This window comes from Endozoicomonas sp. 8E (assembly GCF_032883915.1).
GTDB lineage: Bacteria > Pseudomonadota > Gammaproteobacteria > Pseudomonadales > Endozoicomonadaceae > Endozoicomonas_A.
This window is the reverse complement of the sequence record NZ_CP120717.1, coordinates 1,837,186-1,862,968: the sequence shown is the minus strand read 5'-3', so window position 1 is coordinate 1,862,968 and position 25,783 is coordinate 1,837,186. Positions and strand designations below refer to the sequence as shown.

Below are 25,783 nucleotides of genomic sequence, written 5' to 3'. Positions count from 1 at the left end.
CAGGACAAAGGATATTGCCAATGGGCACTACAGATGCTGATACCGAGCCATCTGCCGGGAGTGGCTTGTTTTGCTTTTTATTGATGATGCAATACCTGAAGAAAACCATTGACATCAATGTCATCAAACATGAGTTCTGCCCCGAGGGAGAAGACCTGACCCCACTGACGATGCTCAGGGCCGCAAAACAACTGAAACTAAGAGCCAGACAAGTCAGAATCAGGCGACAGCGATTAACTAAAATACACTGTCCGTTTATTGCCATAGATAAAAACGAGCAGTTTTTTATTATTGCCGCCATCAGCGATGGCAAAGCATTGATTCAGCGGGAGGGAATGAGACCAGAGTCCATTGCTTTAGATAAACTCTGGAGTCGTTGGCGTGGCCAGGCCATTTTAGTGACGGATCGAAGTGTTCTGCCAGGCAAAAATCAGCACTTCGATATCAGCTGGTTTATACCGGCTATTGTCAAGTTTCGAAAACTGTTCAGGGACATATTGGTTGCCTCTTTTTTCATGCAGCTATTCGCCCTGCTGACGCCGCTGGTTTTTCAGGTGGTGATGGACAAAGTGCTGGTTCACCGGGCAGAAATGACGCTGAATGTTCTGGTTATCGCACTGCTGGCCATTTCCCTGTTTGAGGTTACGCTGGATGGCTTGAGAACCTATGTTTTTTCACATACCACCAACCGGGTTGATGTTGAATTAGGTACCCGGTTATTCCGACACCTGCTGAAACTTCCTGTGGCTTTCTTCCAGAGTCGACCCGTGGGTCAGGTTGTGGCTCGTGTGCGTGAGCTGGAAAATGTGCGTAATTTCCTCACCAGCAGTGCTCTCACCCTGGTCATAGACCTGTTTTTCAGCCTGTTATTTATTGTTGTCATGTTCTTCTATTCCAGTCGGCTGGCCTGGATCGTGATTGGCTCGATTCCTTTCTACATTATCATTTCTATTTTGATTACTCCCCGCCTGCGCCGGAGAACCGAAGAATTGTTTCACCGCAGTGCCATTAACCAGGCCTTTCTGACCGAAACCCTGACCGGGGTAGAGACCCTTAAATCCATGGCCATCGAACCCCAGATGCGACAGCGCTGGGAACATCAGCTGGCCGGTTTTGCTCAGGCCTCTTTTCGCTCCGTGGTGACCGGCATTTACGGCAGTCAGTCGGTGCAGCTGGTAAGCAAGCTGGTTATCGCTCTGTTGATGTGGCAGGGATCTCTGGAGGTCATTCATGGGCATATGACGGTAGGCGAATTGATCGCCTTCAATATGATTTCAGGACAGATTTCTGCCCCCATCCTGAGGCTTGCCCAGCTCTGGCAGGACTTTCAGCAATTTCGCATTGCTATCGAACGCCTCGGTGACATCATCAATGCTCCTACCGAGCCCCAGAGTCATTTAAGTCAATCCTCACCTCCGGCAATGAAAGGAGCCATCAGGCTTGAAAACGTTGTTTTTCGCTACAGCCCTGCGAGCCCTGCAGTACTTAACCGCATTGACCTGGACATTCCTGCAGGACAAGTGATCGGCATTGCCGGCCGTTCAGGTTCTGGTAAGTCAACGCTGACCAAGCTGATCCAGCGGCTCTTCATACCAGAAAGTGGCAAGGTTTATATTGATGGTGCCAACCTTGCACTATTAAACCCAGCCTGGATCCGACGCCAGATCGGTGTCGTCCTTCAGGACAGCGTGCTGTTTAATGGCACCATTCGGGACAATATTGCTCTTGCGAATCCAACCCTGGATATGGAGTCGGTCATCGCTTCAGCCCAACTGGCCGGAGCTCATGATTTCATTGTCGAAATGCCCCATGGTTACAATTCTGAGCTGGGTGAGCGCGGCGTAGGGCTGTCCGGCGGTCAGCTTCAGCGCCTGGCCATTGCCAGAGCACTGGCCACCCAGCCCAATATCCTGATTTTTGATGAAGCGACATCGGCTCTGGATTATGAGTCAGAAAAAATTATTCAGGACAACATGCGGGCTATCTGCAGAGGCCGCACCGTCATCATCATCGCCCATCGACTCTCAACTATCCGTCGTTGTGATCGGATTATAGTGATCGAAAAAGGGGTTATTGAAGAAGATGGCAGCCATGATGAGCTGGTTCAACAGCAGGGACGCTACGCCCAGCTCTGGTCTTCACAAATCGATGTAACACAAAGAGTTTAAACAATTGGGACGCATTCTCACGCTGATCAGAGACAGCCTGCACCATGAGAAGAAACATCCTCGGGTCAGGCGCAAAAAAGATGAGCTGGAGTTTCTGCCGGCAGCTGTTGAAATTCTCGAATCACCACCGTCACCGTTCGCTCATGTCCTGATGTTGCTGATTTGTGCCCTGCTGACCTTTGTCTTGCTCTGGAGCTGGTTCAGCTTTATTGACACCGAAGTCATCGCCAGTGGCAGAATAATACCGGTGGGCAAGGTCAAGGAAGTACAATCACTGATTGCTGGCCGGGTGGATACCATTTATGTCACTGAAGGTGAGCATGTTCATAAAAACCAATTACTGATCAAGCTGAACCCCACTGAGCCAGAAGCTGATATTCGCCAGATTGAAGCTATGTTGCTGCAAAACCAGCTCAATGTCAGGCGATTGCAATTGTTGCTTGAATCCGCAACGGAAACGCCTACGGCGCCGCCTTCCAACCTGCAGCAATGGGTTACCCAGGCTAAGCTGCCGCTCTCTGGAAAGCCAAGCCCTGACCAGTGGTTTCGCCAGCAACAGTTGCTAGATTATGACTACCAGCATTATCAGAGCAGCAATCAATCCATAGTGCAGCAAATCGATCAGCGTCGGGCAAAAGTTATGGCGATTCAGGCCGAAATTGACCGACTGCAGATACTTAACCCCCTGCATCTGGAAAATGAAAAAGCAACTCGGCAATTATTGGACAAAGGTCTTGTGTCACGACTGGAGTGGCTGGCCACCAGAGAAAAACAGCTGGATACCAGCCAGCAGCTGCAGGTCCAACAAAGTCGCCAGAATGAAGCAAAGGCAGAGCTGGCAGCGCTTGTTAGTGAAAAAGAAAGTAGACAAAAAGCATTTCGTCATGAACGCATGGAAAAACTCAATGAGTTCAGTGATAAGATTACTGAACTACAGAACAGCATTATCAAAGCCAGGGAACACAATCAGAATTGTTATATCCGGGCGCCGGAAGACGGTACGGTACAGCAATTATCGGTGCTGGGTGACGGCTCGGTGATCCAGCCAGCTGCCACTTTGATGTCGTTGGTTCCAGACAATGCTGAGCTGCAGGCGGAAGTCATGGTGGAAAACAAGGATATCGGTTTTGTGAAGGTTGGGATGGTGGCCGATATCAAAATAGAAACTTTTCCGTATACATTTTTTGGCTATTTACAAGGCGTGGTCGAGCTGGTTTCCAAAGATGCCCGGAAGCAGGACGAGCAGGGATTTATGTATCCGGTATACATCCGATTGAACCAGCAATCTGTCAATGTTAACGGTCAGAATGAACCCTTGCATGTGGATATGATGGTCTCTGCCGAGGTAAAAACCGGCAAACGCCGATTGCTGGCATTTTTTCTGGAACCATTTTTGCGCTACCGTGATGAAGCACTGAATGTCCGTTGAACTCGTTCCCAGCTGGTGCGAGGTTTTCGCAAAACTCTGGTTCCCATGCTATCAGGCTCTTTGGGTCCCAGTGTGGGAACGAGTTGTCAGAGCTTCGCGACACCCTCGTTTGGGCGAGGGCTTACGGCGTTTTCGTTAATTCCCTGAAATTACTGGAACATCGCACTGATGGATTCAGCGTTACTGATTCTGCGAACAGACTCAGCCAGCAGAGGAGACATATCCAGCTGGCGAATTCGACCCAGAGCTTGGGCAGCCGGGCTCAGAGGAATCGTGTTGGTCACTACCAGTTCGTCCAGCTCGGAGTTAGCCACATTTTCCAGAGCACGGCCAGACAGAACAGGGTGAGTACAGTAGGCAATGACCTTGGTAGCGCCTTTGGACTTCAGCGCAGCTGCAGCAGCGCACAGGGTACCGGCCGTGTCGACCATATCATCGACCAGCACAGAGGTACGGCCACTAACATCACCGATAATGTTCATTACTTCAGATTTATTGGCTTCAGGGCGACGCTTGTCGATGATAGCCAGATCGGTATTCAGGCGCTTGGCCACAGCACGGGCACGAACCACACCACCGTGATCGGGTGATACCACCATCAGGTTCTCGTAACCCTGACGCTCCATATCATCCAGCAGAATTGGGGAGCCGTAAACGTTGTCCACAGGAATGTCGAAAAAGCCCTGAATCTGGTCAGCGTGCAGGTCTACTGTCAGGACACGATCCACACCCACACCGGCAATCATGTCAGCGACGACTTTGGCACTGATTGGTACACGGGAAGAGCGCGGACGACGATCCTGACGAGCGTAACCAAAGTAAGGCAGCACCGCTGTGATGCGAACCGCAGACGAGCGCCGCATGGCGTCCGCCATAACCAGCAGCTCCATCAGGTTGTCGTTGGTAGGGGCGCAGGTGGACTGGATGATAAAGACATCACGACCACGGACGTTTTCCTGAATTTCTACTGCAATTTCGCCGTCACTGAAACGGCCAACATAGGCCTTGCCCAGGGGGATATGCAGGTGATTGACAACCTTGTGCACCAGCTCCGGATTTGAGTTGCCGGCAAACACCATCATTTTGGACACGGATAAATACCTTGCTCTGGTCGTAGTCGTGGGTGGATGTAGCTCTTCACCAAACGCGCAGGACGCCCATCGCCGACAGCAATGAGCGTCACATCATTCTGTTTTTGCCTGCCTGGATTGGAACCATTACCTTCGAATGTTTCAAAGGTGAATGTTTTGTCCTGAGCGTTACGTCTCATAAAACAGTGGCGAGAGCTATCTGTAAGATAGGATTCGGAACAGTGGCTGGGGTGGAGGGATTCGAACCCCCGCATGGCAGGATCAAAACCTGCTGCCTTACCGCTTGGCGACACCCCAGTAACATAATTTACAGTCACTGTAAGCGGGATAATGAAGTTTAATTCACACATGATCGCAGTTGACTGATCGAGTTGTGAAGCGGAGATGTATTGACACCACTGGCAACGAAACCATCAACGTCAGAGTCGATTTCTGCCAGAGTCGCTTCCGCCTCTTTACGACTGGCAAACGGCACAAACACACAGGCACCCGAACCGCTCATCATGGCCTGCCCCACGCTCGAATTTCCGGAATTATCCAACAGCATTAAACATTTATCAACTTCCGGATAAAGCCTTCGAACCAATGGCTGAAAGTCATTGGCCAGTTGATTTCCATGCAGCCCGTTCAATGCGGCGGAAACTTTAATGGGACGAGTATCTCTTGTCAATTCCTGATGACGGAACATTTCGGTGGTGTTGACATGGCAGTCAGGCTTGAGAACCAGGTACCAGTTCTCCTCAGGACTGACAGGAGTAAGCCTCTCGCCAACCCCTTCGGCAAAAGCAGCATGACCCCGGACAAATACCGGAACATCAGCTCCCAATTTCAGACCCAGCTCTGCCAGTGTGTCTTCGTCCAGTCCCAGCCCCCACAATATATTCAGACCATGGAGTGTTGTAGCCGCATCGGAGCTGCCACCACCTACTCCCCCTCCCATGGGCAGACGTTTAAGGAGCGTAATTCTGACACCTTTTTCACAGCCTGTATGAACTTGTAAAAGACGGGCAGCCTTGAGAATGAGATTGTCATCAGCGATCAGCTCTGGAAGGTTGCAATCCAGTAATAACTCGTCGTGAAGCTCAAAGGTCAGCTCATCAGCAAAATCCAAAAACTGGAAAACGGTCTGGAGCTGGTGATAACCATCTTGTCGACGTCCGATTATATGCAAGAAAAGATTTAGCTTGGCCGGAGCAGGCAGAACCAGAGTTGAAGACGACATCAACGAACCATCCTGAAATTACAATCATGTACTATTAAGCGACTTCTGCCCGATAGCAGGAGAAATATTAACGAAAAAAATGAAAGCCTATTTTAGCTGCCATCTTCTGACAAAAAGAGTTGCCTGCACCTCACCCTGTCGGACTTTTATCCTGACAGGCAAGGTTATTCCGGAGAAGTCCCCGTACTGCAGATATTCAACCTGCCACCCCTGCTGTGTGATCTGCTCGGGATAACCCTGATTATTTAACTGGATAGTGGCTCTGGTATCAGGACTGGGCAGTCCCATGACCCAGTATCGCAGCAGACTGACAGGTAAATCCCAACCGGTCAGCTCAAACAGCAATTTCTCAGGACTCTGGCCTTGATAAGCCTTACCTGAGGCTTCCAGCGCTACTGAGCCCGGTTGACCATTAATTTTTGCCACTGCCTGCCCCAGGGGACCATCCAGATAGATAAGATAGTTCTCTTTATTCTGTTGCCATTCCAGAGATAAGGTTCCAGAGTCTCCGGGGACTCTTAATCCCAGTCGCCCTGTCAGGTGCCAATAATCCAGTTCTGAGAGCTGCTGTTGATGAGCCTTCCACAATGACTGTCGCTGAGCTTCTGAAAGCCCTTTTACCGGTTTGGGGGCTGTAGCGCAACCAGAGAGAAGCAGGGCAAAAATCACAGGAATAGCCAGTTTTATTGTTAATGAGGTGTCAGTCAGGTATGAAGTTGAAAACGGTATCCGCATACAGCCTGCCAGTTTTTGCGTTTAGTGGACGGGCCTGCCAGGCCCGTTATGATAGATATTCAGCAGGCTTACTTTACGATAGAAACCTTGGGGTCCGCTAAAGCATCGGCCTCTTTATGCTGCTTTTCCAACCGCTCACGGGTCTCTTTCAGAACGTCACTGTCCGGAGTCCTCTGCAAAGCCTCATCCCACAAAGCTCGTGCATCTTCTTTCCGCCCGAGGGCCCAAAGCACCTCACCCAGATGAGCTGCAACCTCATGATCGGGATACTTTTCATAAGCGTTTTTGAGATAAACAAGAGCAGCCTGGTAGTTACCCAGACGGTATTGTACCCAACCCATGCTGTCCATAATGGCAGGATCATCTTCATCCAGGACATAGGCCTTCTCGATCAACTCCCTCGCCTCTTCATAGCGCTCAGTACGGTCCGCCAAGGTATAGCCAAGAGCATTCAGAGCCGCGGCATTTTCGGGCTGAGATTTGATAATGGCACGCAGATCTGACTCAAGATCCTTGATTCTTCCCATTCTCTCAAACACCATGGCCCGACCATAAAGCAGGTTAACACTGTCGGGGTAGCGCAATACAGCGTCTGAAAACAGTTTCAAGGCATCGTCGAGCTCTCCGGCATTCACCAGAATTTCTGTCTCGAGCAAATAAAGCTGCACTGCATGCACCGGGAATCGGTTGCGGTCTTCTTCCAATTGCTGTCGGGCCTCTGCCATTTTACCCTGCTTGAGCAGCATCTGGATAAGCGCGACCCGTGACATCATGAACTCCTTGCCTGGCATCACGCTCAGATAATACTTCCGGGCCTGTTCATATTGCCCTTTCTGTTCTGATATCCATCCCAGATAATAATGAGCGGTGCTTTTTCTCTGCCCCAGAGCCAATAGCTGTTTAAAATAATTTTCAGACTCTGCTACCATGCCGCTCTCAAGTGAAATTAGAGCCAGAGACAACAGCATCTCAACATCATAGGGTGACTGATTCAGGAGCACCTGAAACTGTTCGCGAGCCTCGCCCAGCTTATCCAGATGCACCAGTACACTGGCATAAATCAGACGCAGACGGGGAGTATCCGGATACTTTTTGACGGCATCAGCCAGCATTTTCTCAGCCTCATCACCTTTGTCCATCTTATTAAGGATGCGACCCTTGAGTATGATAGCCTTGACGTAGCCGGGCTCCTTCGCAAGAAGCTGATCACAGATCTTGATCGCTGCTTCAAACTGATTGTCCTGAAACAACAAAATGGCCTTACCCAGATTCAGCGATCGATGACCGGGATAGTCCTTGAGAATGCTGTCAAAGGTGCTCAGCAATTGCTCCCTTTCATCTCCAGGAAGCTCCAGGGCACTGGCTGCGAGGAAATCAAAATTGGCCTCACCTTCCAGAGCCAGCACGCTTTTCATCTGCTCAACGGCTCGATCCAGTTGACCCGCCCTGACCAGTTCGATAGCACCAGCTTGCAATGCAGCAGCATTTTTATCATCCAGTTTGGCCCAGAGTAACGCTGCATCCAGAGATGCCTGACGGGCCCCGACCACTTGGCTGATTTGATAGGCCCGTTTGGCAACCCCCTTGTCCTGAGTCTTATGAGCCTGTTTGAGATAATACCCCAGTGCCAGATCATAACGTTTACGCTGCCCACCCAATTCGGCCACAAGCAGATCGTAAAGGGTATCAGGTTCAAAAGAAGCTACCGGCTCTGGCTCGTGACTGACTTGGGCAGGAACCGATTCAGCCGCCGCCCCGGGCTGCCATGAATATTGAACTGATGAACAACCTGATACCAGCATGGCTGTCAGCACTATAGAGAAACCATTAAGTTTCTTCATGAATGGTATGCCTTTACCCGTTGGAAATAATTTCTGCACCGAACCCTGCAGTCCCGGATGGATCAGCTTTGAACTGCGGCCTTCTTTATCATGACATACGCATATTATTGTGAAAAATATTTTGCTACAGAGCCTGTAAAGAAAGACCGGACAAAGTATTTCTCTTTTTCTATGGGTATGACTGGATACATCCGGGTTTGCAGTTGTTGCCGTTCCATAGGAGAATTGATCGGCCAGAATGTCCATAACGAAAGAAGGTGCTGTTAAAACAGAGCGAAGATCAAGATGCTTTGCTGACCTGAGTGCACCACTCTCTGCTGACTGAAGTACTTAAACGGCAACGGGGCCTCGCACTGAAAGAAGATCTGACAATAAACTGCGAACTATCAGGTGTTAAAAATCTGCCTGGCATGACAGGGATTCCCTCTGCTTCTATTGAAACAACTTGTATTGAGACAGCCATGGACAGGCAAAAAGTCAAACCAGTTACCCGAATGCCCGGAACAGAAGTTTCGATCTGCTTCAGACAACAGAATTAAGGGCTCAGGCATCAGTCTGCTGTCCAGTGTTGTAGAATACTGTACGGTCAATAATAGCAGTGACTCTCAAATAGACAGCCCAATCTTTCGTCAAAAGGCACTGAGACTGGATTGAATAAATGAACCTCCAGAGTAAAAAGACAGTCCAGAGTACCTCGCCAGTGGGTTACTTATGGCTGATTAGAGCGTAAAAAGGCAACAGGACTTTATGGGGTATCTTACCGCCGGTATCAATCACAGAACTGCACCCGTCGCACTCAGGGAGCAGGTTGCTTTTTCACCTGAGCAACTGCCCGAGGCGCTCCAGGATGCCCGTCATTTCATGCACACCAATGAAGTGGCCATTCTGTCCACCTGTAACCGGACAGAACTTTACTGTGCCAGCAACGCCGATTATCACAGAGCTCTTGAATGGCTGACGGGGTATCACAACCTGGATCAGAAGCTGCTTAGCGAGCACAGTTATATTCATCACGACAAAGCCGCTGTCCGCCATATGATGAGAGTGGCCTGCGGCCTTGACTCCATGGTTCTTGGTGAACCCCAGATTCTTGGTCAGCTGAAGTCAGCCTACGCCCAGGCCCAGGAAGCCGGTACCATTGGCTCGCTGCTTTCCAGACTGTTCCAGTACTGCTTTACTACCGCCAAACAAGTTCGAACCAATACCGCTATTGGTAGACAACCTGTTTCCATCGCCTACGCAGCCACGACACTTGCCAGGCAGATCTTTGCCGACCTTTCTGAAAACACCGCTTTACTGATTGGTGCGGGTGAAACCATTGAACTGGTGGCCAGACACCTTCATCAGCAAGGCCTTGAAAACATCATTGTCGCTAACCGGACTATGAGCCGGGCGAAACTACTGGCCGACAAATTTGACGGAAAGCCGGCCCTGCTTTCAGATATTCCTCACTTGTTGCCAGCCGCTGATATTGTTGTCTCCTCAACGGCCAGCCCAGTTCCCGTTCTGGGTAAAGGCAGTGTTGAAAGAGCAATTAAAAAACGCAAACACCGCCCCATATTTATGGTGGATATTGCTGTTCCCCGGGATATTGAACCCGAAGTCACTGAGCTGCCAGACATCTTCCTGTATACTGTCGACGATCTGCATGACGTTATTCAGGACAATATGCAACAGCGACAGGATGCTGCGAAAGAAGCTGAGCTGCTGATCGAAACCGGTGCTTTTGAGTTCATGAGCCAACTGCGCTCACTGGATGCAGTGAACGTTCTGCGAAGCTATCGACAAAATACCGAGGAACTCAGAGATTTTGAGCTTGAAAAAGCCATGCTTTCTCTGGCCAATGGCGTTCCGGCGGAACAGGTTCTGACTCAATTTGCACGTTCACTGACCAACAAGCTCATGCATACCCCCAGCGTGCAATTGAAGAAAGCCGCTGCAGAAGGTCAGAACAACCAACTGAAATGGGCTGAAGAACTGCTGGGCATTCATCGCCGTTATGAAGACCGTGCTAAAGAGCCGACCCACTCCTAGCTATACCAGCCTTTACCGGCTGAAACTCAGCCAGAAGCCATCGGATACCTGAATAACCCATCAGGTTCACACCTGAAACAAGCATTGATTAAATCCAAATGAAAGATCCCAATCTGGCCAGTCTGAGCGCCAAACTTGAAAACCTGCTGGAACGCTTTGAGGAACTCGGCGCTTTACTGAGTGACCCGCAAGTCATCGGTAACCAGGACCAGTTCCGCAAACTCTCCAAGGAATACGCTGAACTTGAACCCGTCGTCAATGCCTTCCGGGAGTACGATCAGATCCAGAGGGATCTGGAAGATGCCCGGGTCATGAAAGACGATCCGGAAATGGCTGATCTGGCTGAGGAAGAGATTCAAAGCTGCGAAGAAAAGTTGCCAGCCCTGGCTCAGGAATTGCGGTTGCTGCTTTTGCCCAAAGACCCCAGGGACAACAACAATACTTTCCTGGAAATTCGTGCCGGTACTGGCGGTGACGAGGCTGCTATTTTCGCGGGAGACCTGTTCCGGATGTATTCCCGCTTTGCTGAAAAACGTGGCTGGAAAATCGAAGTCATCAGTGCCAATGACGGTGAGCACGGTGGCTATAAGGAAATTATTTCCCGCGTGGTCGGCAATAATGTTTTTGGTCATCTGAAGTTTGAATCCGGTGCCCACCGGGTGCAGCGTGTGCCTGAAACAGAATCCCAGGGGCGTATACACACATCAGCCTGTACTGTCGCCATCATGGCAGAACCTGATGAGCAGGAAGCCATCGAGATCAAGAAGGAAGATCTTAGAGTCGACACCTACCGTTCATCGGGTGCCGGTGGTCAGCATGTCAACACCACCGACTCGGCCATTCGACTGACCCACCTGCCTAGCGGCATTGTGGTTGAATGTCAGGACGAACGTTCACAACACAAGAACCGGGCCAAGGCCATGGCTCTGCTTTCTGCAAAACTGCAGGATGCTCAGGAGATGGCTGCTGCCAAAGAGATCAGCGAAACCCGTAAAAGTCTGGTGGGCAGTGGCGATCGCTCCGAGCGTATCAGAACCTATAACTACCCTCAGGGGCGGGTCACTGATCATCGCATCAACCTGACGCTTTATAAATTGCCAGAGATTATCGAAGGCGACCTCGACCCTGTGATTAATCCCCTCCTTCAGCAACATCAGGCGGACCTGTTGACAGGCTTATCCGATGAGTAGCCCAATGAGCAGGATTGATAAGACCCTCATTGAAGCCACTCAACGCCTCACTGATAGTCATGCAGCCCGAAAAGAACAAAGCGACACAGCCCGTCTTGATGCCGAAGTTCTGCTCTGTCATGTACTGGGCAAACCATACAGCTACCTTTTCACCTGGCCCGAAAGAGAGCTGACGCCCGAACAGTCTGAACACTTTGAGTCAATGCTGGCACAACGGATAATGGGAACCCCTGTCGCTTATATAACGGGTGAGAAAGAGTTCTGGAGTCTGAAGCTTAACGTTTCACCCTCCGTACTGATTCCCAGACCCGACACTGAAAGACTGGTAGAGCTCGCCTTGTCTATGCCCGTTTCAGACCAGGCAACCGTTGCCGACCTCGGCACAGGCAGCGGTGCCATTGCTCTGGCAATGGCTATTGAGAGGCCACACTGGCAAGTGATTGGCGTTGACAGGCTGTCCGGGCCGGTCGCCATCGCTAAAGAAAATGCCGCCCTGAACCAGATAGGCAATGCAATCTTTGTAGAAGGTGACTGGTGCTCACCCTTATCCGACCCAATCGACATGATTGTCAGCAACCCGCCGTATATTCGTGAAGACGATGAGCACCTTGCTCAGGGTGATGTACAGTTTGAACCCCGATCAGCATTGACTGCAGGCAAAGACGGTCTTGATGATATACGCACCATCAGCCGACAAGCCTTCGGGAAGCTGAAACCAGGTGGCTGGTTGTTGTTTGAGCACGGCTATGATCAGGGCAGTGATATCCGGATCATTCTGGAGTCCAATGGATTTACCGCCATTAGCACGCAACAGGACCTGTCTGATCAGGACCGTGTCACCCTGGCGCAGAAACCCGCCTGAACCGGAGCCTGATAGCTGCATTTCCCCTATGCTTACGTTTGGTTATACTCCACTGCTCTTAGCTGAAGCAGTAACCCCTTAAACAGTCGTGTGCGATAGAGAATATTTTTCGCATCTGACAATCAAAGATTTCTCAAGGTAGGCAGGAAGTAGGGATGGAAAATACCGGAGCATTGCTGGTCAACCTGGGTTCGCCCGATAGCCCGCATGAACAAGATGTACGACACTATCTGAATGAATTTCTGATGGATGCTAATGTCATCGACATGCCCTGGCTCGTAAGACGCATGATTGTCAGCCTGTTTGTCCTGCCCAAAAGACCGGCTCAATCCGCCAGAGCCTACGCCTCTGTCTGGACTGACAAGGGCTCACCTCTAATCAGCAACAGTAAAGACCTTCATGAAGAAGTCCAGAAGCTGACTTCCATGCCAGTGGAGTTAGCCATGCGTTATGGCAGGCCAGACATGGAGAGCGCTCTGGTCAGACTGGCCAGCAAGTCGGAGATCAAAGAAGTTCTGCTGTTCCCTCTCTACCCACACTACGCCATGTCGACCGTCAAGACAGTGGTAGAGAAAGCTGAGGAAATCATCAAAGACTACAAACTGCCGGTGACATTGAAAGTTCACCCCGTGTTTTATAATCACGATGCCTACATTGACGCACTGGTAGAAAGTGCAAAAGAGTATCTGGAAAAAGATTATGATCACATCGTGTTCAGTTATCACGGTGTTCCGGAAAGACACATCCGTAAGGATGACTGCACAGGTTCCCACTGCCTGAAATCCGACGACTGTTGTCAGAAAGCATCACCTGCTCATCTTACCTGCTACCGACATCAGGTCTACAGAACCACCGCCTGCTTTGTCGAGAAAGCCGACATCCCGGTGGACAAATACTCCGTCGCCTTCCAGTCCAAACTGGGGCGAGACAAATGGTTGGAACCTGCTACCAGCAGTACCATTAAATCACTGGCAGAACAGGGCATCAAAAAGGTTCTGGTCATCTGCCCGGCATTCGTGGCTGACTGTCTGGAAACCCTTGAAGAGATTGGCATGGAAGCGAAAGAGGACTTTATTGCGGCTGGCGGTGAATCCCTGGAACTCGTTCCCTGCCTGAACAGTCACCCTGCCTGGACGAAGCTGGTCAGTCAATGGCTAGAGAAACCGCTGCATAATTGATCCCGGGATGAGCCCGGCCCGCTTCTTAAGAATGCCTGGCTTGTGGCTGCCTTTTTCAGGATTTTGAGCGTGTTTGCCTGTTCTGCTAACTGGCGCTGCCCGGGATTGCCATTTTATGCAGTTTATCAATGAACGCTCTCGTAAACAGGCCATTACTGATGCAATCCTTAATGATGGGTGTCAGTGGTAAGCCTTTATCACGGAGCACATCTTTCATTTGCAAAAAACTATTCATAACTGAAAGATTCCAGGCACCAACACTCCTTTTGACTGAAGGTAGAAGTTTAAAGTGATTAAGCAGCTCCGGTTTACGTAAATGAACATCGAGTTTGATTTCAACAGCCCCCAGAATTTCTTCCTTTATAACTAAATATACTTCCTCATCATTGCGATTATTGTAAGGGGGGCTATACAGCTCTGCTTGCCAGGCATCCCAGTTCCATAGATCCGGTTCGGTAGGGTTTTGAAGGGTGCTATCAGCGCTACTGGTAACGCTGGCAGCCGGTGAAAGTCGCGTATCTGTCAAACCAAAACGCTCTATCAAAAAGTTAGCCAGTTGTCTGGCAAATAGCTCTGGCCGACACTGGTGCTCCTCCGACTGAGTTGTGATCAGCCTGACAGTCTGCTCTTGAAGGGCTACCATGCGAGAATGAAACTGTGCCTGTTCAGCATTAATGGCTTGCACCGTGCTCTCATAGCTAGGCGGCTGGTCAGTGGCAGCAGTTTCTTGACGGAGCGGGGGCGCTGCTTGGCCAGCGCCGTTATCAGAACCAAATGTATACATAATCTGTTCTCCATTTTAACAGACTGTCGTAAAGCCCATGGACTCTACAAAGATCATTGTTATTCACAAAAATGTTGCCATTCAGGCTGCAATAGCACCCGATTGGAAAACCCTGTAAAGGAGTAGACAATGATTACAGGGAAAAATTCCTCAAGGGACTGCTCCTCAAGGCATTTTTTCTGCCTGTGAGAACATCAGATTTCAGGTTGCCTGATGTTCGAGACAGGATTAACCGATAATCCATGGGTGACAGCTGAACAAGATAAAGACTCAGGCCTGTTTCAGAAAACCTGTCAACCCCGGGTCGGCCAACGCTCTGCTCAGCACGTCACTGAGCACTTTATCGATCAGTTCTTCGTTCTTTTCATCAGAGGGTGCCTTGGGTACACGCTCACTGATTTCGCTGGAGTAGACTCCTTCGAAACGCTGACCGCCTTTTACAACACTGACCCGGACCTTTGCCTTCAGGTTCACCTGGGTGATGTAACTGCCTTCAGGCACCTTGTATTCCAAATCATCAAGATAAACCTGGAACTGGGATACATCTTCAGATTCAGTGACTGTCAGCCCCATCTCTCTCAGACCCAGCTCGACTGCCGAGCGAATAGCCAGAGTCAAGCGGTCATTGGTCGTGATGGCGTTGGTATTGGAATAAACCCCTCCACGATGACCAAGAGAGCGGGACAAGCGTTCGTCATAAACGGTCACACTGACTGTTCCACGCAATGGCTTAACAGGCTTTTCCACTGCAATTCTTGGGTTTACATCCACTTCCTGGGGGCTCAGGGCACATCCGGCCAGGGCGAGAGCTGCCAGTAAAATAAGTGACGTTTTTTTCATGAGTCCGGCTATCCTGTGATGGGCGGGGCGCCCTTGGCGAAAGAAAATAGGATCGACACAAATCCTATCCAGTCTCGAAAACCGGATCAACTGGCTTGGCAAAGCGGTTTATAGAGGATATAGTGCATTCCAAATCCATTAAACAACCTTACGCTGATTTCAGAACGCTGAGCGTGATTACGATGCCTATAGCGAACGATAAGCAACAGCCCGAAATCTTCCGGGACTCTAATAACGGCAGCAATGCGTGGGTAACAGTTGCCCGTGAGCCTGTGGTATTCACTCCCAAGTCCATCTTACGTCCTTCCCGCTTGCTACTCCTACTGCCTTGAGCAGATTATTTAATTTCACCTTCGACCCCGGCCGTCTGGCCCTCTGACTCCAAAGTCAGAAAAATGATTACACTTTAATAAATTCCGACTGCCAGGTGCAGAAAATGCCCCTTGTCACAAGCAGCATCAACTATACCGGCATTCTCAAAAAGCCCTGCGCACAAAAAGTGCAGCAAAAAAAACAGAGCTGATAAAAGAACAGCGGGAGCAGCAACCATGAGCAACGATCAGGTTATTATTTTCGACACCACCCTGAGAGACGGTGAACAGAGTCCCGGCGCAGCCATGACCAAAGATGAGAAGGTCCGGATTGCCAAATCTCTGGAAATACTCAAAGTTGACGTCATTGAAGCAGGCTTCGCCATTGCCAGCCCGGGCGATTTTGAAGCGGTCAAGAGCATCGCTGAAACCATTAAAGACAGCACTGTCTGCAGTCTTTCCCGGGCACTGCCCAAAGATATTGAGGCAGCAGCGCAAGCTGTGCAACCAGCCGCTCAAGGTCGTATTCATACCTTCATTGCAACCTCCCCGCTGCACATGAAACACAAACTTTGTATGACGCCAGAGCAAGTGTTGGAACAGGCAGTGTCTTCGGTTAAGCTGGCCCGTAATCTGATTGACGATGTTGAGTTCTCTCTGGAAGACGCTGGACGATCTGACATCGACTTTATGTGCCGTGTCATTGAAGCCGTTATTGATGCTGGTGCCCGCACCATCAACATTCCGGACACGGTTGGCTACGCCCTGCCTCACCAGTTCGGCAACGTGATTGCCCAGCTGATTGAGCGTGTTCCCAATTCAGACAAAGCCATCTTCTCGGTTCATTGCCACAACGACCTTGGGCTCGCAGTGGCCAACTCCCTGTCAGCCGTGGTTAATGGCGCTCGTCAGATTGAATGCACCATCAACGGCCTTGGAGAACGAGCGGGTAATGCCTCTCTTGAAGAAATCGTTATGGCTATACGCACCCGCCAGGACGAACTCAAGGTCGAAACGGGCATCAACACTCAGCATATCGTTCCTACGTCCCGTCTGGTCTCCGGTATCACCGGCTTTCCGGTTCAGCCCAACAAGGCCATTGTTGGTGCTAATGCTTTTGCTCACGAATCCGGCATTCACCAGGATGGCATTCTGAAAAACCGCGAAACCTACGAGATCATGAAGGCTGAAGACGTTGGCTGGAACACCAACCGTCTGACCCTTGGTAAATTATCCGGCCGCAGCGCCTTTCAGTCCCGAATGGAAGAGCTGGGTATTACTTTTGCTGATCGTAACGAACTGACCGAAGCCTTTAACCGCTTCAAGGTTCTGGCTGACAAGAAATCTGAAATTTTCGATGACGACCTGCAGGCACTGGTCAGTGATGTTCGCTCGGGTAATGAAGAAGAGAAATACCGTCTGCTTGAGCTGGAAGCAGGCTCCAGCACCGGTAAAACACCTGAAGCGCGTCTGGTTATTGCAGTAGACTCTGATGAGATTGAAGTACGCAGCGCAGGAGACGGCCCCGTTGATGCGGTCTTCAAAGCCATAGAAAGCATTGCTAATTCCGGTGCCCGTCTGGCATTGTATAACGTTAGCGCGATTACCAGCGGTACTGATTCTCAGGGGGACGTCAGCGTACGTCTGGAAAAGCAGGGTCGCATTGTCAATGGCTCCGGAGCAGACACCGATATTGTGGTCGCTTCTGCCAAAGCCTACATCAATGCTTTGAACTTGCTGAATGCTGACCATCCAAAAACCAACCCACAGACAGGGAACCTCTAATAGCCATGCAGGGCAGGATCAGCGAGCGAACTCGACAGCATTACCTCGATGCCATGGGGATCCAGACTTGGTTCCCCAGGCAAATCCTGCCTAATGCACTGCCCCCCAGGGCGTTTGATCTTTTAGAGGAAGAGCCGGGGGAAGCGTTTAAGCCCGAGCACTCAACCGTTTCTTCCGATCCGTCTTCAGCTCCACTTCGTGAAAGCGCCATAGGTGTTTCTTCAGCAAAAGATTTGCTGGGCATCTCCAGCCGTGCTGAAACGAAACAAGATGCGGAGCCAGCACCACCTGTAAAACAGAACCTTATTGCTGAATCCCGGCCAACAGAAATCAGCAAGTTCAGGCTGGTCACTCTGGCTGCCAACGAACACTGTCTGGTGGTCGCCGAAATGCCTCACACCGGACTGAATCAATTTTCACGCTTTCACCAACGATTACTCAGCGATCTTCTTCGTGCCATTCAACTGCCTGCAGGGTCTGAAACTCTGCCTTTTAGTGAGTTTGTCTGGCCACTGGGCAATGCTGGCCTGATGGAGCACCTGAGCCAGGACGACTCTGCTGCTGCCGACGCAGTTTGCGCCTACCTCAGTAACCAGTTTGGACTGGCCAGACGAAAAGTGGTTCTGCTATTCGGTCAGGCAGCAGCCCGTTTTGTGATAGATCCAAGCCGAAATTTCAGCGACCTGAGAGGTTTGCAGACGGGCCTTCACTCCAATCAATACTTCATCGTCACCCATGGTCTTAATGAGTTGATGAAACTTCCAGCCCTTAAGTCAGAAGTCTGGCAGGATATTTCACCGATAATCAAGGAGCTGACCCCTTCATAACCACCTCATGAGCACAAAATCGATTACGCTTAGCCGTCGGCGCTGATGCCAAACGCCTGATATTTCCCAGTTATCACGATAAAGAAAACTTATATGCTGTCATTTAGAACAATGACTCACCAGGATCTTCCAGAACTGGCGACTATCGAACAGGAAGCCGGACCTCATCCATGGAATCAAAAGCACTACATGAACAGTATCGACTCGGGTGATCTCTGCATGGTGGCCGAGCACCAAGGTAGAATTGTTGCTCAGGGAGTCGTCATGCTGGTTGCAGGAGAAGCCAGCCTGCTGATTCTGACCGTCTCTCGCAGTGAGCAGGGCAAAGGCTATGGTGCTGCCATGCTGAATCACCTCATCGACGCTGCAGCCGAGCTGGCAGATACCCTGTTTCTTGAAGTGCGGGAATCCAACAAAAAAGCGTTCAACCTCTATCTGAAGTCTGGCTTCAGTGAAATTGGCCGCCGTGAAAACTACTACCCGGCAAACAAAGACCATAAGGCTGAGGATGCTATTGTTATGGCTCTGGATCTCAGCGTCAGGGAGTGGCCGGACAGTCATCCAGCCAATCGCCGGTAACAGGATGCCTGCCACACCTGCCAATTAACCACTCGAAGTACACTTTTAGCTCTTCTGGTTTCTTTTTCTTCTGTTCGTTGACTGTGATGGGCAACGTCAATGCCTCAGTGTATGAATAAGGATCAAGGCCCCCGTTCAACATAGTTCTCAGACGCCCTCTTTCCGGGGATGCAGGGGTCTTGCCACGGGCAAAATACCACTTTTGAGACGGACTTCCGCCAGAAAAACAGGGTAAGAGAGAAAAGTTTCCCGACAGCCAAGTCAGGCAATATCGGTAACCTGCAGCACGATTAAAGATTCGCTTGGTTAACAAGTCATGGCGCCAAACCTGACTGTTCTGGCTGTCGCAAGCACCCAGCTCAATAGATGTCGATGAATAGCAGCTACTTATGTCAGGAGATTCGGACAAACAGCTCTCTGCGGCGCTGACACCGAGGCAAAGCCTCAGGTTCTGATTCAGCAGCAGGATGTCTTCTGTCAAACGCTCAGAGACCCAGAAAGCTCTCTCAGGCCGCTCTTCCCAGCTCAAAACAGGTGGGACTTTTTCTTCCTCAGGCTGCGCTTCTTCCGGCGGCATTATCTCTTCAGAAGGAAGGGGCTTTTCAGGTTTCTCTTCTTGCTCGGACGCCTCTTTCTCTTCACCGGATTCGGGCCTTTGGTCATTAACAGGTCGCCGCTCAAACTCACAGACGGTTTGTCCCGTGTACAGATTCTTATAACAGCGCCGCTCTCCCATATCCGTCTCAAGATACCGATATGACAAGGGTGCAGGATCATCACTCTTATCAAGCAACGCGATATATCCCTTCTCCTGTTGACGATCTGTTGCACTCGACAATCTGCCTTGCTCATCAAATAGCCAGATCTGGGCGCTGGTTGATTCTACACAGGGCAACATTTCCAGAGTTTCTATCATTCTGGACAGACACATGCTGGCAGCAAAGCCCTGATAATGGATAGTCTTTGTCTGGAAATTATAATGCCATTTCTGGGATGGACTATTGTCATCGCAGGGTTTGATCACTGCCCGATTTCCGGGATAACAGATCCCTTCCTGCCCAGGGTCCTGGTGCACACAGGTTGCAAACTCAACCCCTTCAACATCCAGCCCCAGGCAATAGGGAGCGTCCTCTTTCTGGAGGAAGAATTGATTGGCAAAACGCTCAACCGGCCGATGATCGTCTGAGACGTCTGCCCCAGACAGGAGCGGGAAAAAAACGAAGAAAACAGATAGAAGATTAAAAGCTCCGAAGAGCAAAGTTCCCCGTAATGAAACAGGAACAATCACCAGTCCATTTTTGTAGTTCCACTTACCTGCCATCTTTGTCGCCACTATCCTTTATTTTGACATTAGCTGATCCCCCTTCTTTGTCAAAATGCTAATTGCCGATCAGAGTCACAAAACAGAGGCTTTTGCAGCCCGATAGAAAAGTGTATTAACCCTTCGAGCTTCGGGATTTTCCTACTTTTTTTAGCATTACAATGTCACCCCAGCCCGGTATCCGTTAAAACAGTTTTTGAATAGCGCACAATCCCCACTACACAGAAGAAAATCGGCAGGTATAATTGCGCGCCTGTCACCGTCAGTAGAAAGGTCATCCAGCGTTGATTATCTTCACCGTCACTAATAAAGTAACAAAACAAATTTTTGTAGGCTCCACTCGCAATGACCTTGAAAGCCAGTGGGAAAAAATGGTGGCAGCCGCACACCAGAATATGGACTACCCGCTTTACAGAGAAATCCGCATCCACGGCGAAGACGAATTTACCGTAGAGGAGTGGGATAGAGCTGAGTCCCGTGAAGAACTGGCTGAGCTCGAGCAGGACGCGATCGATTTTTTTGGTGCCGATAGCCTCAAAGGCTATAAGACCAGCACGGTAAAAATCCTGCCAAAAAAGAAGCGGCGTCAGCGCAAGTCCAACATTGAAAAAGAGCTGGCCTCCATTTTTGCAGAAATCAATGAAGGTGATTCCAATACACCTCCAAGCCTTGCCATGAAATCCGGCAATGCTGGCAATGAAGCGACTGATGGCTCTGCTCAACAGTCAGAAGCCGGGTCGACGGCTGCTACTCAGGCCGTTCAACACCCAGCGGCCAAGCCCGTGTCTGCACCAGCTATACCCAGCCCGACTCCAGACCCAACCGGAATCAAGGTTGAGGCTGTCCAGCCCGAAACAGAAAAGCCAAAGCCTGAACCAGCGCAGTCTGAGGGCTCCAGGGCCAATGCGATGGTTCAGATGAGCAGCATTGAAATGAGCGATGACATCACGGCCCAGCTGGCTGCGATTACTGCCGCAGCCGACGCTTGTCTGGCCGGTGACAGCAATGCCCTGAGTCAACTGGATGTTCATGAACCTGCAGTTGAAGAAAGCTCTCAACCGCCAGAAACCACTGAGCCAGAGCCAGCAGCCATTGTTGAAACAGAGGTCGTTGCTGCTGATCCCATCTCTCCGAGAGAGCTTCGCATACGAGAGGCTATTGAACGCCACAGAAAACAACGCGCACAGCGCAGTGCTGAAAGCCAGGAGAACGAAAGAAGAAAAATGGCCAAAACCCTGGCAAAACTCAATGCCAGAATTCAGGAAATGCACACAGGGAAGCTGGCAGCAGTAGCCTGATAGCTACCAGAGTCGACTCTATAGGGGTCGGCTCGTTTGTGAGTTTGAAAAGCCAGCAGAGAATGCAATACGGTTTCTGCAAACTGACCCGTAAAAATACCTAAAGCACTTCAAAATAAGTTGACAGGACTGGTCAAATTTACACCATATCGAATATCCGATATTTGGGGCAGGCACTATCAATTTAACCACAACTTCTGTGGATAACCCTGTTAATGGCTCACATCATCCTGAACTAACCCCCTCAGTCACGGCCTTTCCAGCAAAGTGAGCATTATTTGCTCACAAGAAATCCAGACTACCAGATATAGGGGTTTAAAAGAAAACAGGCACAAGACAGCACTTTACCCACAAAGATCAGCCTAAGAAATCTCCACCATAAACCGTGATTTATCGAAAAAATAACGATACCTCTCGCATATTCTACCTGACTGTAAAAATCGTTATTATTGGAGGCTTTTACTCCCGAGTGAAGCATCAGCATGTTAGAACGGCTATTCAAACTGAAAGAACATCACACCGATGTTAAGACAGAAGTGCTGGCTGGAATTACAACATTCCTGACCATGGCTTACATTATTTTTGTAAACCCCAGCATGCTGGCCACCACCGGCATGGATCAGGGGGCCGTCTTTGTTGCTACCTGTCTGGCTGCTGCTATCGGCTGTATGATCATGGGTTTTTATGCCAATTATCCCATAGCTCTGGCTCCTGGTATGGGTCTCAATGCCTTCTTCGCTTTCACTGTTGTTGGTCAGATGGGTTATAGCTGGCAGGTAGCACTGGGGGCGGTTTTCCTTTCAGGCGTCTGCTTTTTCGCATTGAGTGTCTTCAAGATTCGTGAGTGGATTATCAACAGCATTCCTCTCTCATTGCGCGGAGGTATTGCTGCAGGTATTGGGCTCTTCCTGGGCTTTATTGCTCTGCAGAATGCTGGCATTATCGTTGGCGATCCGGCCACACTGGTAACACTGGGAGATATGACTTCCTGGAGCGCCATTATGGCATCCATTGGCTTTGCCCTGATTGTGGCTCTCTACTATCGCAATGTCACCGGCTCAGTCATGATTGGCATTCTTGCCATCTCCGTCATCAGCCTTATAGCCGGCAAAGTAGAGATGAATGGTGTCTTTTCCATGCCTCCCAGCGTCGCCCCGACGCTTCTGCAACTGGATATTGCCGGAGCATTGGAAGTTGGCATGATCAGCATTATTTTCTCTTTCCTGTTTGTTGACCTCTTCGATACCTCAGGCACATTGGTTGCCGTAGCGCAAAAAGGCGACCTGCTGGACAAAAACGGTAAATTCCCGCGCCTGGGCAGAGCTCTGATGGCCGATTCCATGGCCAGTATGGCAGGTGCAGGGCTTGGGACTTCAACCACCACCAGCTATGTCGAAAGTACCGCCGGGATTTCAGTGGGTGGTCGCACAGGCCTGACCGCTGTGGTTGTTGGCATTCTGTTTCTGGGATGTCTGTTCCTGTCCCCTCTGGCAGCCGTAGTGCCTGCTTACGCAACGGCCCCAGCTCTGATCTTCATAGCCGTTTTGATGACTCACAGTATGTTCCAGATTAACTGGGACGATCTGACAGAAGCTGCTCCAGTTGTTATTGCAGCGGTTTCCATGCCTCTGAGTTACTCGATTACAACCGGCATTGCCTTTGGTTTTATCTCCTATACCGCCATCAAACTCCTGAGTGGTCGTGCGAAAGACCTCAATAGTGCACTGATTGTTCTCTCTCTGCTGTTCACCGTTAAGCTGGTGATGTTCAATTAATGAACTGAAAACCAGTTTTCATCTCTTAGAAAGCGGCCCATAATATGGGCCGTTTTTATTTATCGAAGAGCATCATGTCATTAGCCGTAGTAGAGCCTGAAAAGTACGAAGCCCAGCTGACCGAAAAGGTAAACCTCACCCGAGAAGAATTTCAGACTTTTGATGTTCCTGAACTGGAAGTTTTCAGGTCCCGGCCTGAGCATTACAGAATGCGGGCAGAGTTTCGCATCTGGCATGAGGAAGAGCGCAGCTACTACCGCATGTTTGACCCCGAGACCAGACAGCCTTTCAGCGTCGACCAGTTTCCCGCAGGCACAGAGCGTATCAATGAATTAATGATGCCGCTGATGAGAGACATTGAGCAGCAGGAGGTTCTGCGAAAAAGACTGTTCCAGCTGGAATTTCTGACAACCCAGACCGGTGAGGCTCTGATCAGCATGCTTTACCACAAACCGCTGAATGATGAGTGGAAGGCTTCGGCGGAGAAATTACAGCTTTCTCACAATATTCGCATCATCGGTCGTGCCAGAAAGCAGAAAATAGTCCTGGATCGGGATTACGTTGTCGAAACCCTTAATGTGCTGGGTAAAAACTACCAATATACCCAGGTCGAGAATAGTTTCACTCAACCCAACGCCGGAGTTAATGAGCATATGCTTGGCTGGGCCAGTGATATCTGTACTGGTCTGAAAGGGGATCTGCTTGAGCTTTATTGCGGAAACGGCAATTTCACTTGTGTCCTGGCCAATCACTTTGACAAGGTTTTGGCAACAGAGATATCCAAAACATCAGTAAACTCTGCCCATGACAACTTTGAGCTCAATGCCATCGAGAATGTCCAGATAGCCCGTTTATCCAGCGAAGAGTTCACTCAGGCAATGAACCGGGAGAGATTGTTCAGACGCCTGCAGGACATTGATCTGGACAGTTATGACGTATCCACGATCCTGGTAGATCCTCCCAGGGCTGGCCTTGATGAAGGCACTGAAGCCCTGGTTCAAAAGTTCGACAATATTGTCTACATCTCTTGTAACCCTGACACATTGAAGAAGAACCTGAAAGAGATCACCCGGACTCATAAAGTACAACGTGTAGCCCTTTTTGATCAGTTCCCTTATACCCATCATCGCGAAATGGGTGTATTCCTGACCCGAAAATAATTCCCTGAAAGGCTAAAAAGCAACCAGCTGCTGACCTTTCCTTTAACGGAATTCTGTACCAGACTGTTAGCCTCCCTGTTTCAAAAGCAGATAAAACCAGTAACGGGGATTCTAACGGAGACAGAATGAAAAGCTATGCAGACTCTCTTTGTGCACTGTTTGTTTGTTTCTTTATAAACATTTTCAGCTCCAATGCACTGGCAACAGAAAACATTGATCTTCTTTTGGTCGCTTATGATCAAGGGGAAAGTAATGCTTTTAAACAGCTTGAAAAAGCCCTGAAAAAACGAGGTATTAACTACCGCATTTTATCGATTGGCAGGGCCGCAGAAATATTCCGGAACCACCCGCTCAACCTTACAATATCTGTACCTGACCCAGAGCAGCTCCGGAACAATCGGGAAACAGTCTTGCCCAGAAGCGCTCTTGCTGAGTTATCGCAGCGTATTAACCCTAAGATCGTCTATTCCGGAATGGCCAGTGCTGCACAGGCCCAGATTCTCAATCATATGAAGGCAAATGGCAGCTACACTCTGGCTTTTTATGATAATTTTGATCCCATTACCAACAAGAAATATGTGCAGGCATTTCTGGAAACAATTCGAACGCTCGATAAATTCCATATTCCCAGTTCTGCAACCGCAGTAAGCTTCAAGGATCTTGTATTTTGCCCCAATCCCCTCTACGTGATAATTGGGCAACCGGCGCTTGAGGCTTGGGATGATATTTACCGACAAACGGATAACCAATTTGTCCGCCTTGAATTAAACCTCGGCCCCAATGAGCCTGTTGTGGTATTCGCCGGTGGTTATGACGACACGTATGAAGAGTATTTCAGAGTCTTTATTGAAGCCACCCGAAAGCTACCGTCCGTGACCTTTCTGGTCACCCATCACCCTAAGACCAGTGGTGAGGTCGAGCGACGCTGGATTAAGGAAAGAGGTGCCGGGAATGTTCGATTAGTGGAAAATAATCGTAATTCTACCGCTGTTCTCACAAAAATATCTGTTGCTGTTATGGTTCATAAATCCTCTATTGGAACGATGGCACTCTATAAGGGAAAACCTGTTATTTACATTGCTGAACCAGGAACAGACAACTTTTTGATCCGCCAAAAGGCGGCCTTTCTGGCTTCTACTCCGAAAGAAGTGGTCAAAAAGTTTCAGTCTGCCATTGCCAGCGATAAGCAGTTTTTCTCACTGGAGTCGCTGGGTATACCCGATCAGCCTTCATTGTCTATTGCCATCGAAATCGAGACTATTTTGGAGGATATGAGACGATCAGAGTCCGATACACTTTAACCAGCAGGATGATTATGGTTAACTGTCTCTAAATTCCTTATTTTGCGGAGAC

At 49.7% G+C, this 25,783-nt stretch carries 21 protein-coding genes and 1 tRNA gene; 14 read left to right on the top strand and 8 right to left on the bottom strand.

Annotation, left to right across the window (positions count from 1 at the left end):
* Positions 1-20: 20 nt before the first annotated feature.
* Both P6910_RS06845 and P6910_RS06840 read left to right on the top strand, forming a co-directional pair.
* On the top strand, positions 21-2,168 hold the full coding sequence (locus P6910_RS06845; protein WP_317145526.1) for a type I secretion system permease/ATPase: 2,148 nt from the start codon (positions 21-23) through the stop codon (positions 2,166-2,168).
* A gap of 4 nt (positions 2,169-2,172) precedes the next feature.
* The gene (locus P6910_RS06840) at positions 2,173-3,597 is read left to right on the top strand and encodes an HlyD family type I secretion periplasmic adaptor subunit (protein ID WP_317145525.1); all 1,425 of its coding nucleotides are present in this window, start codon (positions 2,173-2,175) and stop codon (positions 3,595-3,597) included.
* Between the two features lie 149 nt (positions 3,598-3,746).
* Here the strand turns inward: P6910_RS06840 and P6910_RS06835 are convergent, their stop codons facing one another.
* The 5 genes from P6910_RS06835 to P6910_RS06815 form a co-directional block, all read right to left on the bottom strand.
* Positions 3,747-4,688 carry a ribose-phosphate pyrophosphokinase gene (locus tag P6910_RS06835; protein WP_317145524.1) on the bottom strand — a complete coding sequence of 314 codons (942 nt, stop codon included), beginning with the start codon at positions 4,686-4,688 and terminating at the stop codon, positions 3,747-3,749.
* Positions 4,689-4,910: 222 nt separating this feature from the next.
* Positions 4,911-4,985 (bottom strand) — tRNA-Gln (locus P6910_RS06830).
* A 40-nt stretch (positions 4,986-5,025) separates the two neighbouring features.
* A complete protein-coding gene (gene ispE / locus P6910_RS06825) occupies positions 5,026-5,910 on the bottom strand; it encodes a 4-(cytidine 5'-diphospho)-2-C-methyl-D-erythritol kinase (RefSeq protein WP_317145523.1) in 885 nt (294 codons plus the stop codon).
* An 87-nt stretch (positions 5,911-5,997) separates the two neighbouring features.
* Positions 5,998-6,645, bottom strand: coding sequence for a lipoprotein insertase outer membrane protein LolB (lolB, locus tag P6910_RS06820; RefSeq protein ID WP_317145522.1), 648 nt, complete (start codon positions 6,643-6,645; stop codon positions 5,998-6,000).
* A 68-nt stretch (positions 6,646-6,713) separates the two neighbouring features.
* The gene (locus P6910_RS06815) at positions 6,714-8,486 is read right to left on the bottom strand and encodes a tetratricopeptide repeat protein (protein ID WP_317145521.1); all 1,773 of its coding nucleotides are present in this window, start codon (positions 8,484-8,486) and stop codon (positions 6,714-6,716) included.
* A gap of 302 nt (positions 8,487-8,788) precedes the next feature.
* Here P6910_RS06815 and P6910_RS06810 point away from each other — a divergent pair, with 302 nt between their 5' ends.
* From P6910_RS06810 to hemH, 5 genes are all read left to right on the top strand, one after another.
* Entirely contained in the window at positions 8,789-9,025 is a 237-nt protein-coding gene (locus P6910_RS06810; RefSeq protein ID WP_317145520.1) for a hypothetical protein, read from the top strand.
* 208 nt (positions 9,026-9,233) lie between these two features.
* On the top strand, positions 9,234-10,520 hold the full coding sequence (gene hemA, locus P6910_RS06805) for a glutamyl-tRNA reductase (RefSeq protein ID WP_317145519.1): 1,287 nt from the start codon (positions 9,234-9,236) through the stop codon (positions 10,518-10,520).
* Positions 10,521-10,618: 98 nt separating this feature from the next.
* Complete coding sequence (gene prfA, locus P6910_RS06800; RefSeq protein ID WP_317145518.1) at positions 10,619-11,710, top strand: peptide chain release factor 1; 1,092 nt, start codon at positions 10,619-10,621, stop codon at positions 11,708-11,710.
* A 4-nt stretch (positions 11,711-11,714) separates the two neighbouring features.
* Complete coding sequence (gene prmC / locus P6910_RS06795) at positions 11,715-12,572, top strand: peptide chain release factor N(5)-glutamine methyltransferase (RefSeq protein WP_317145517.1); 858 nt, start codon at positions 11,715-11,717, stop codon at positions 12,570-12,572.
* A gap of 155 nt (positions 12,573-12,727) precedes the next feature.
* On the top strand, positions 12,728-13,750 hold the full coding sequence (hemH, locus tag P6910_RS06790) for a ferrochelatase (RefSeq protein WP_317145516.1): 1,023 nt from the start codon (positions 12,728-12,730) through the stop codon (positions 13,748-13,750).
* Between the two features lie 85 nt (positions 13,751-13,835).
* On the opposite strand, the gene P6910_RS06785 is transcribed toward hemH, so the two are convergent.
* Complete coding sequence (locus P6910_RS06785; protein WP_317145515.1) at positions 13,836-14,534, bottom strand: hypothetical protein; 699 nt, start codon at positions 14,532-14,534, stop codon at positions 13,836-13,838.
* A gap of 270 nt (positions 14,535-14,804) precedes the next feature.
* The gene (locus tag P6910_RS06780) at positions 14,805-15,374 is read right to left on the bottom strand and encodes a YajG family lipoprotein (RefSeq protein WP_317145514.1); all 570 of its coding nucleotides are present in this window, start codon (positions 15,372-15,374) and stop codon (positions 14,805-14,807) included.
* A gap of 548 nt (positions 15,375-15,922) precedes the next feature.
* On the opposite strand from P6910_RS06780, the gene P6910_RS06775 reads away from it, so the two are divergent.
* From P6910_RS06775 to rimI, 3 genes are all read left to right on the top strand, one after another.
* Positions 15,923-17,470, top strand: coding sequence for a 2-isopropylmalate synthase (locus tag P6910_RS06775; RefSeq protein ID WP_317145513.1), 1,548 nt, complete (start codon positions 15,923-15,925; stop codon positions 17,468-17,470).
* A 5-nt stretch (positions 17,471-17,475) separates the two neighbouring features.
* Positions 17,476-18,297 (top strand): hypothetical protein, encoded by an 822-nt coding sequence (locus P6910_RS06770; protein WP_317145512.1) that lies wholly within the window; start codon positions 17,476-17,478, stop codon positions 18,295-18,297.
* Between the two features lie 93 nt (positions 18,298-18,390).
* Complete coding sequence (rimI, locus tag P6910_RS06765; RefSeq protein WP_317145511.1) at positions 18,391-18,876, top strand: ribosomal protein S18-alanine N-acetyltransferase; 486 nt, start codon at positions 18,391-18,393, stop codon at positions 18,874-18,876.
* On the opposite strand, the gene P6910_RS06760 is transcribed toward rimI, so the two are convergent.
* A complete protein-coding gene (locus P6910_RS06760; protein ID WP_317145510.1) occupies positions 18,836-20,209 on the bottom strand; it encodes a ricin-type beta-trefoil lectin domain protein in 1,374 nt (457 codons plus the stop codon). The genes rimI and P6910_RS06760 overlap by 41 nt on opposite strands.
* A 272-nt stretch (positions 20,210-20,481) precedes the next feature.
* Between P6910_RS06760 and P6910_RS06755 the strand changes: the two genes are divergently transcribed.
* The 4 genes from P6910_RS06755 to P6910_RS06740 all read left to right on the top strand — a co-directional run bounded on the left by P6910_RS06755 (position 20,482) and on the right by P6910_RS06740 (position 25,731).
* Positions 20,482-21,495 (top strand): hypothetical protein, encoded by a 1,014-nt coding sequence (locus P6910_RS06755; RefSeq protein WP_317145509.1) that lies wholly within the window; start codon positions 20,482-20,484, stop codon positions 21,493-21,495.
* 482 nt (positions 21,496-21,977) lie between these two features.
* Positions 21,978-23,270: an NCS2 family permease gene (locus P6910_RS06750; RefSeq protein ID WP_317145508.1), complete on the top strand. Its 1,293-nt coding sequence runs from the start codon at positions 21,978-21,980 to the stop codon at positions 23,268-23,270.
* A 74-nt stretch (positions 23,271-23,344) separates the two neighbouring features.
* Complete coding sequence (gene trmA / locus P6910_RS06745; protein ID WP_317145507.1) at positions 23,345-24,430, top strand: tRNA (uridine(54)-C5)-methyltransferase TrmA; 1,086 nt, start codon at positions 23,345-23,347, stop codon at positions 24,428-24,430.
* A 125-nt stretch (positions 24,431-24,555) separates the two neighbouring features.
* The gene (locus P6910_RS06740) at positions 24,556-25,731 is read left to right on the top strand and encodes a hypothetical protein (protein WP_317145506.1); all 1,176 of its coding nucleotides are present in this window, start codon (positions 24,556-24,558) and stop codon (positions 25,729-25,731) included.
* The last annotated feature ends 52 nt before the right edge of the window (positions 25,732-25,783 follow it).

Bases quoted from the DNA above. Each gene is read 5' to 3' on its own strand.
- P6910_RS06770 (WP_317145512.1), top strand. From the start codon at position 17,476: ATGCAGGGCAGGATCAGCGAGCGAACTCGACAGCATTACCTCGATGCC.
- hemH (WP_317145516.1), top strand. From the start codon at position 12,728: ATGGAAAATACCGGAGCATTGCTGGTCAACCTGGGTTCGCCCGATAGC.
- P6910_RS06815 (WP_317145521.1), bottom strand. From the start codon at position 8,486: ATGAAGAAACTTAATGGTTTCTCTATAGTGCTGACAGCCATGCTGGTA.
- P6910_RS06775 (WP_317145513.1), top strand. From the start codon at position 15,923: ATGAGCAACGATCAGGTTATTATTTTCGACACCACCCTGAGAGACGGT.
- lolB (WP_317145522.1), bottom strand. From the start codon at position 6,645: ATGCGGATACCGTTTTCAACTTCATACCTGACTGACACCTCATTAACA.
- prfA (WP_317145518.1), top strand. From the start codon at position 10,619: ATGAAAGATCCCAATCTGGCCAGTCTGAGCGCCAAACTTGAAAACCTG.
- ispE (WP_317145523.1), bottom strand. From the start codon at position 5,910: ATGTCGTCTTCAACTCTGGTTCTGCCTGCTCCGGCCAAGCTAAATCTT.
- P6910_RS06785 (WP_317145515.1), bottom strand. From the start codon at position 14,534: ATGTATACATTTGGTTCTGATAACGGCGCTGGCCAAGCAGCGCCCCCG.
- P6910_RS06740 (WP_317145506.1), top strand. From the start codon at position 24,556: ATGAAAAGCTATGCAGACTCTCTTTGTGCACTGTTTGTTTGTTTCTTT.
- P6910_RS06750 (WP_317145508.1), top strand. From the start codon at position 21,978: ATGTTAGAACGGCTATTCAAACTGAAAGAACATCACACCGATGTTAAG.
- P6910_RS06780 (WP_317145514.1), bottom strand. From the start codon at position 15,374: ATGAAAAAAACGTCACTTATTTTACTGGCAGCTCTCGCCCTGGCCGGA.
- P6910_RS06845 (WP_317145526.1), top strand. From the start codon at position 21: ATGGGCACTACAGATGCTGATACCGAGCCATCTGCCGGGAGTGGCTTG.
- trmA (WP_317145507.1), top strand. From the start codon at position 23,345: ATGTCATTAGCCGTAGTAGAGCCTGAAAAGTACGAAGCCCAGCTGACC.
- hemA (WP_317145519.1), top strand. From the start codon at position 9,234: ATGGGGTATCTTACCGCCGGTATCAATCACAGAACTGCACCCGTCGCA.
- rimI (WP_317145511.1), top strand. From the start codon at position 18,391: ATGCTGTCATTTAGAACAATGACTCACCAGGATCTTCCAGAACTGGCG.
- prmC (WP_317145517.1), top strand. From the start codon at position 11,715: ATGAGCAGGATTGATAAGACCCTCATTGAAGCCACTCAACGCCTCACT.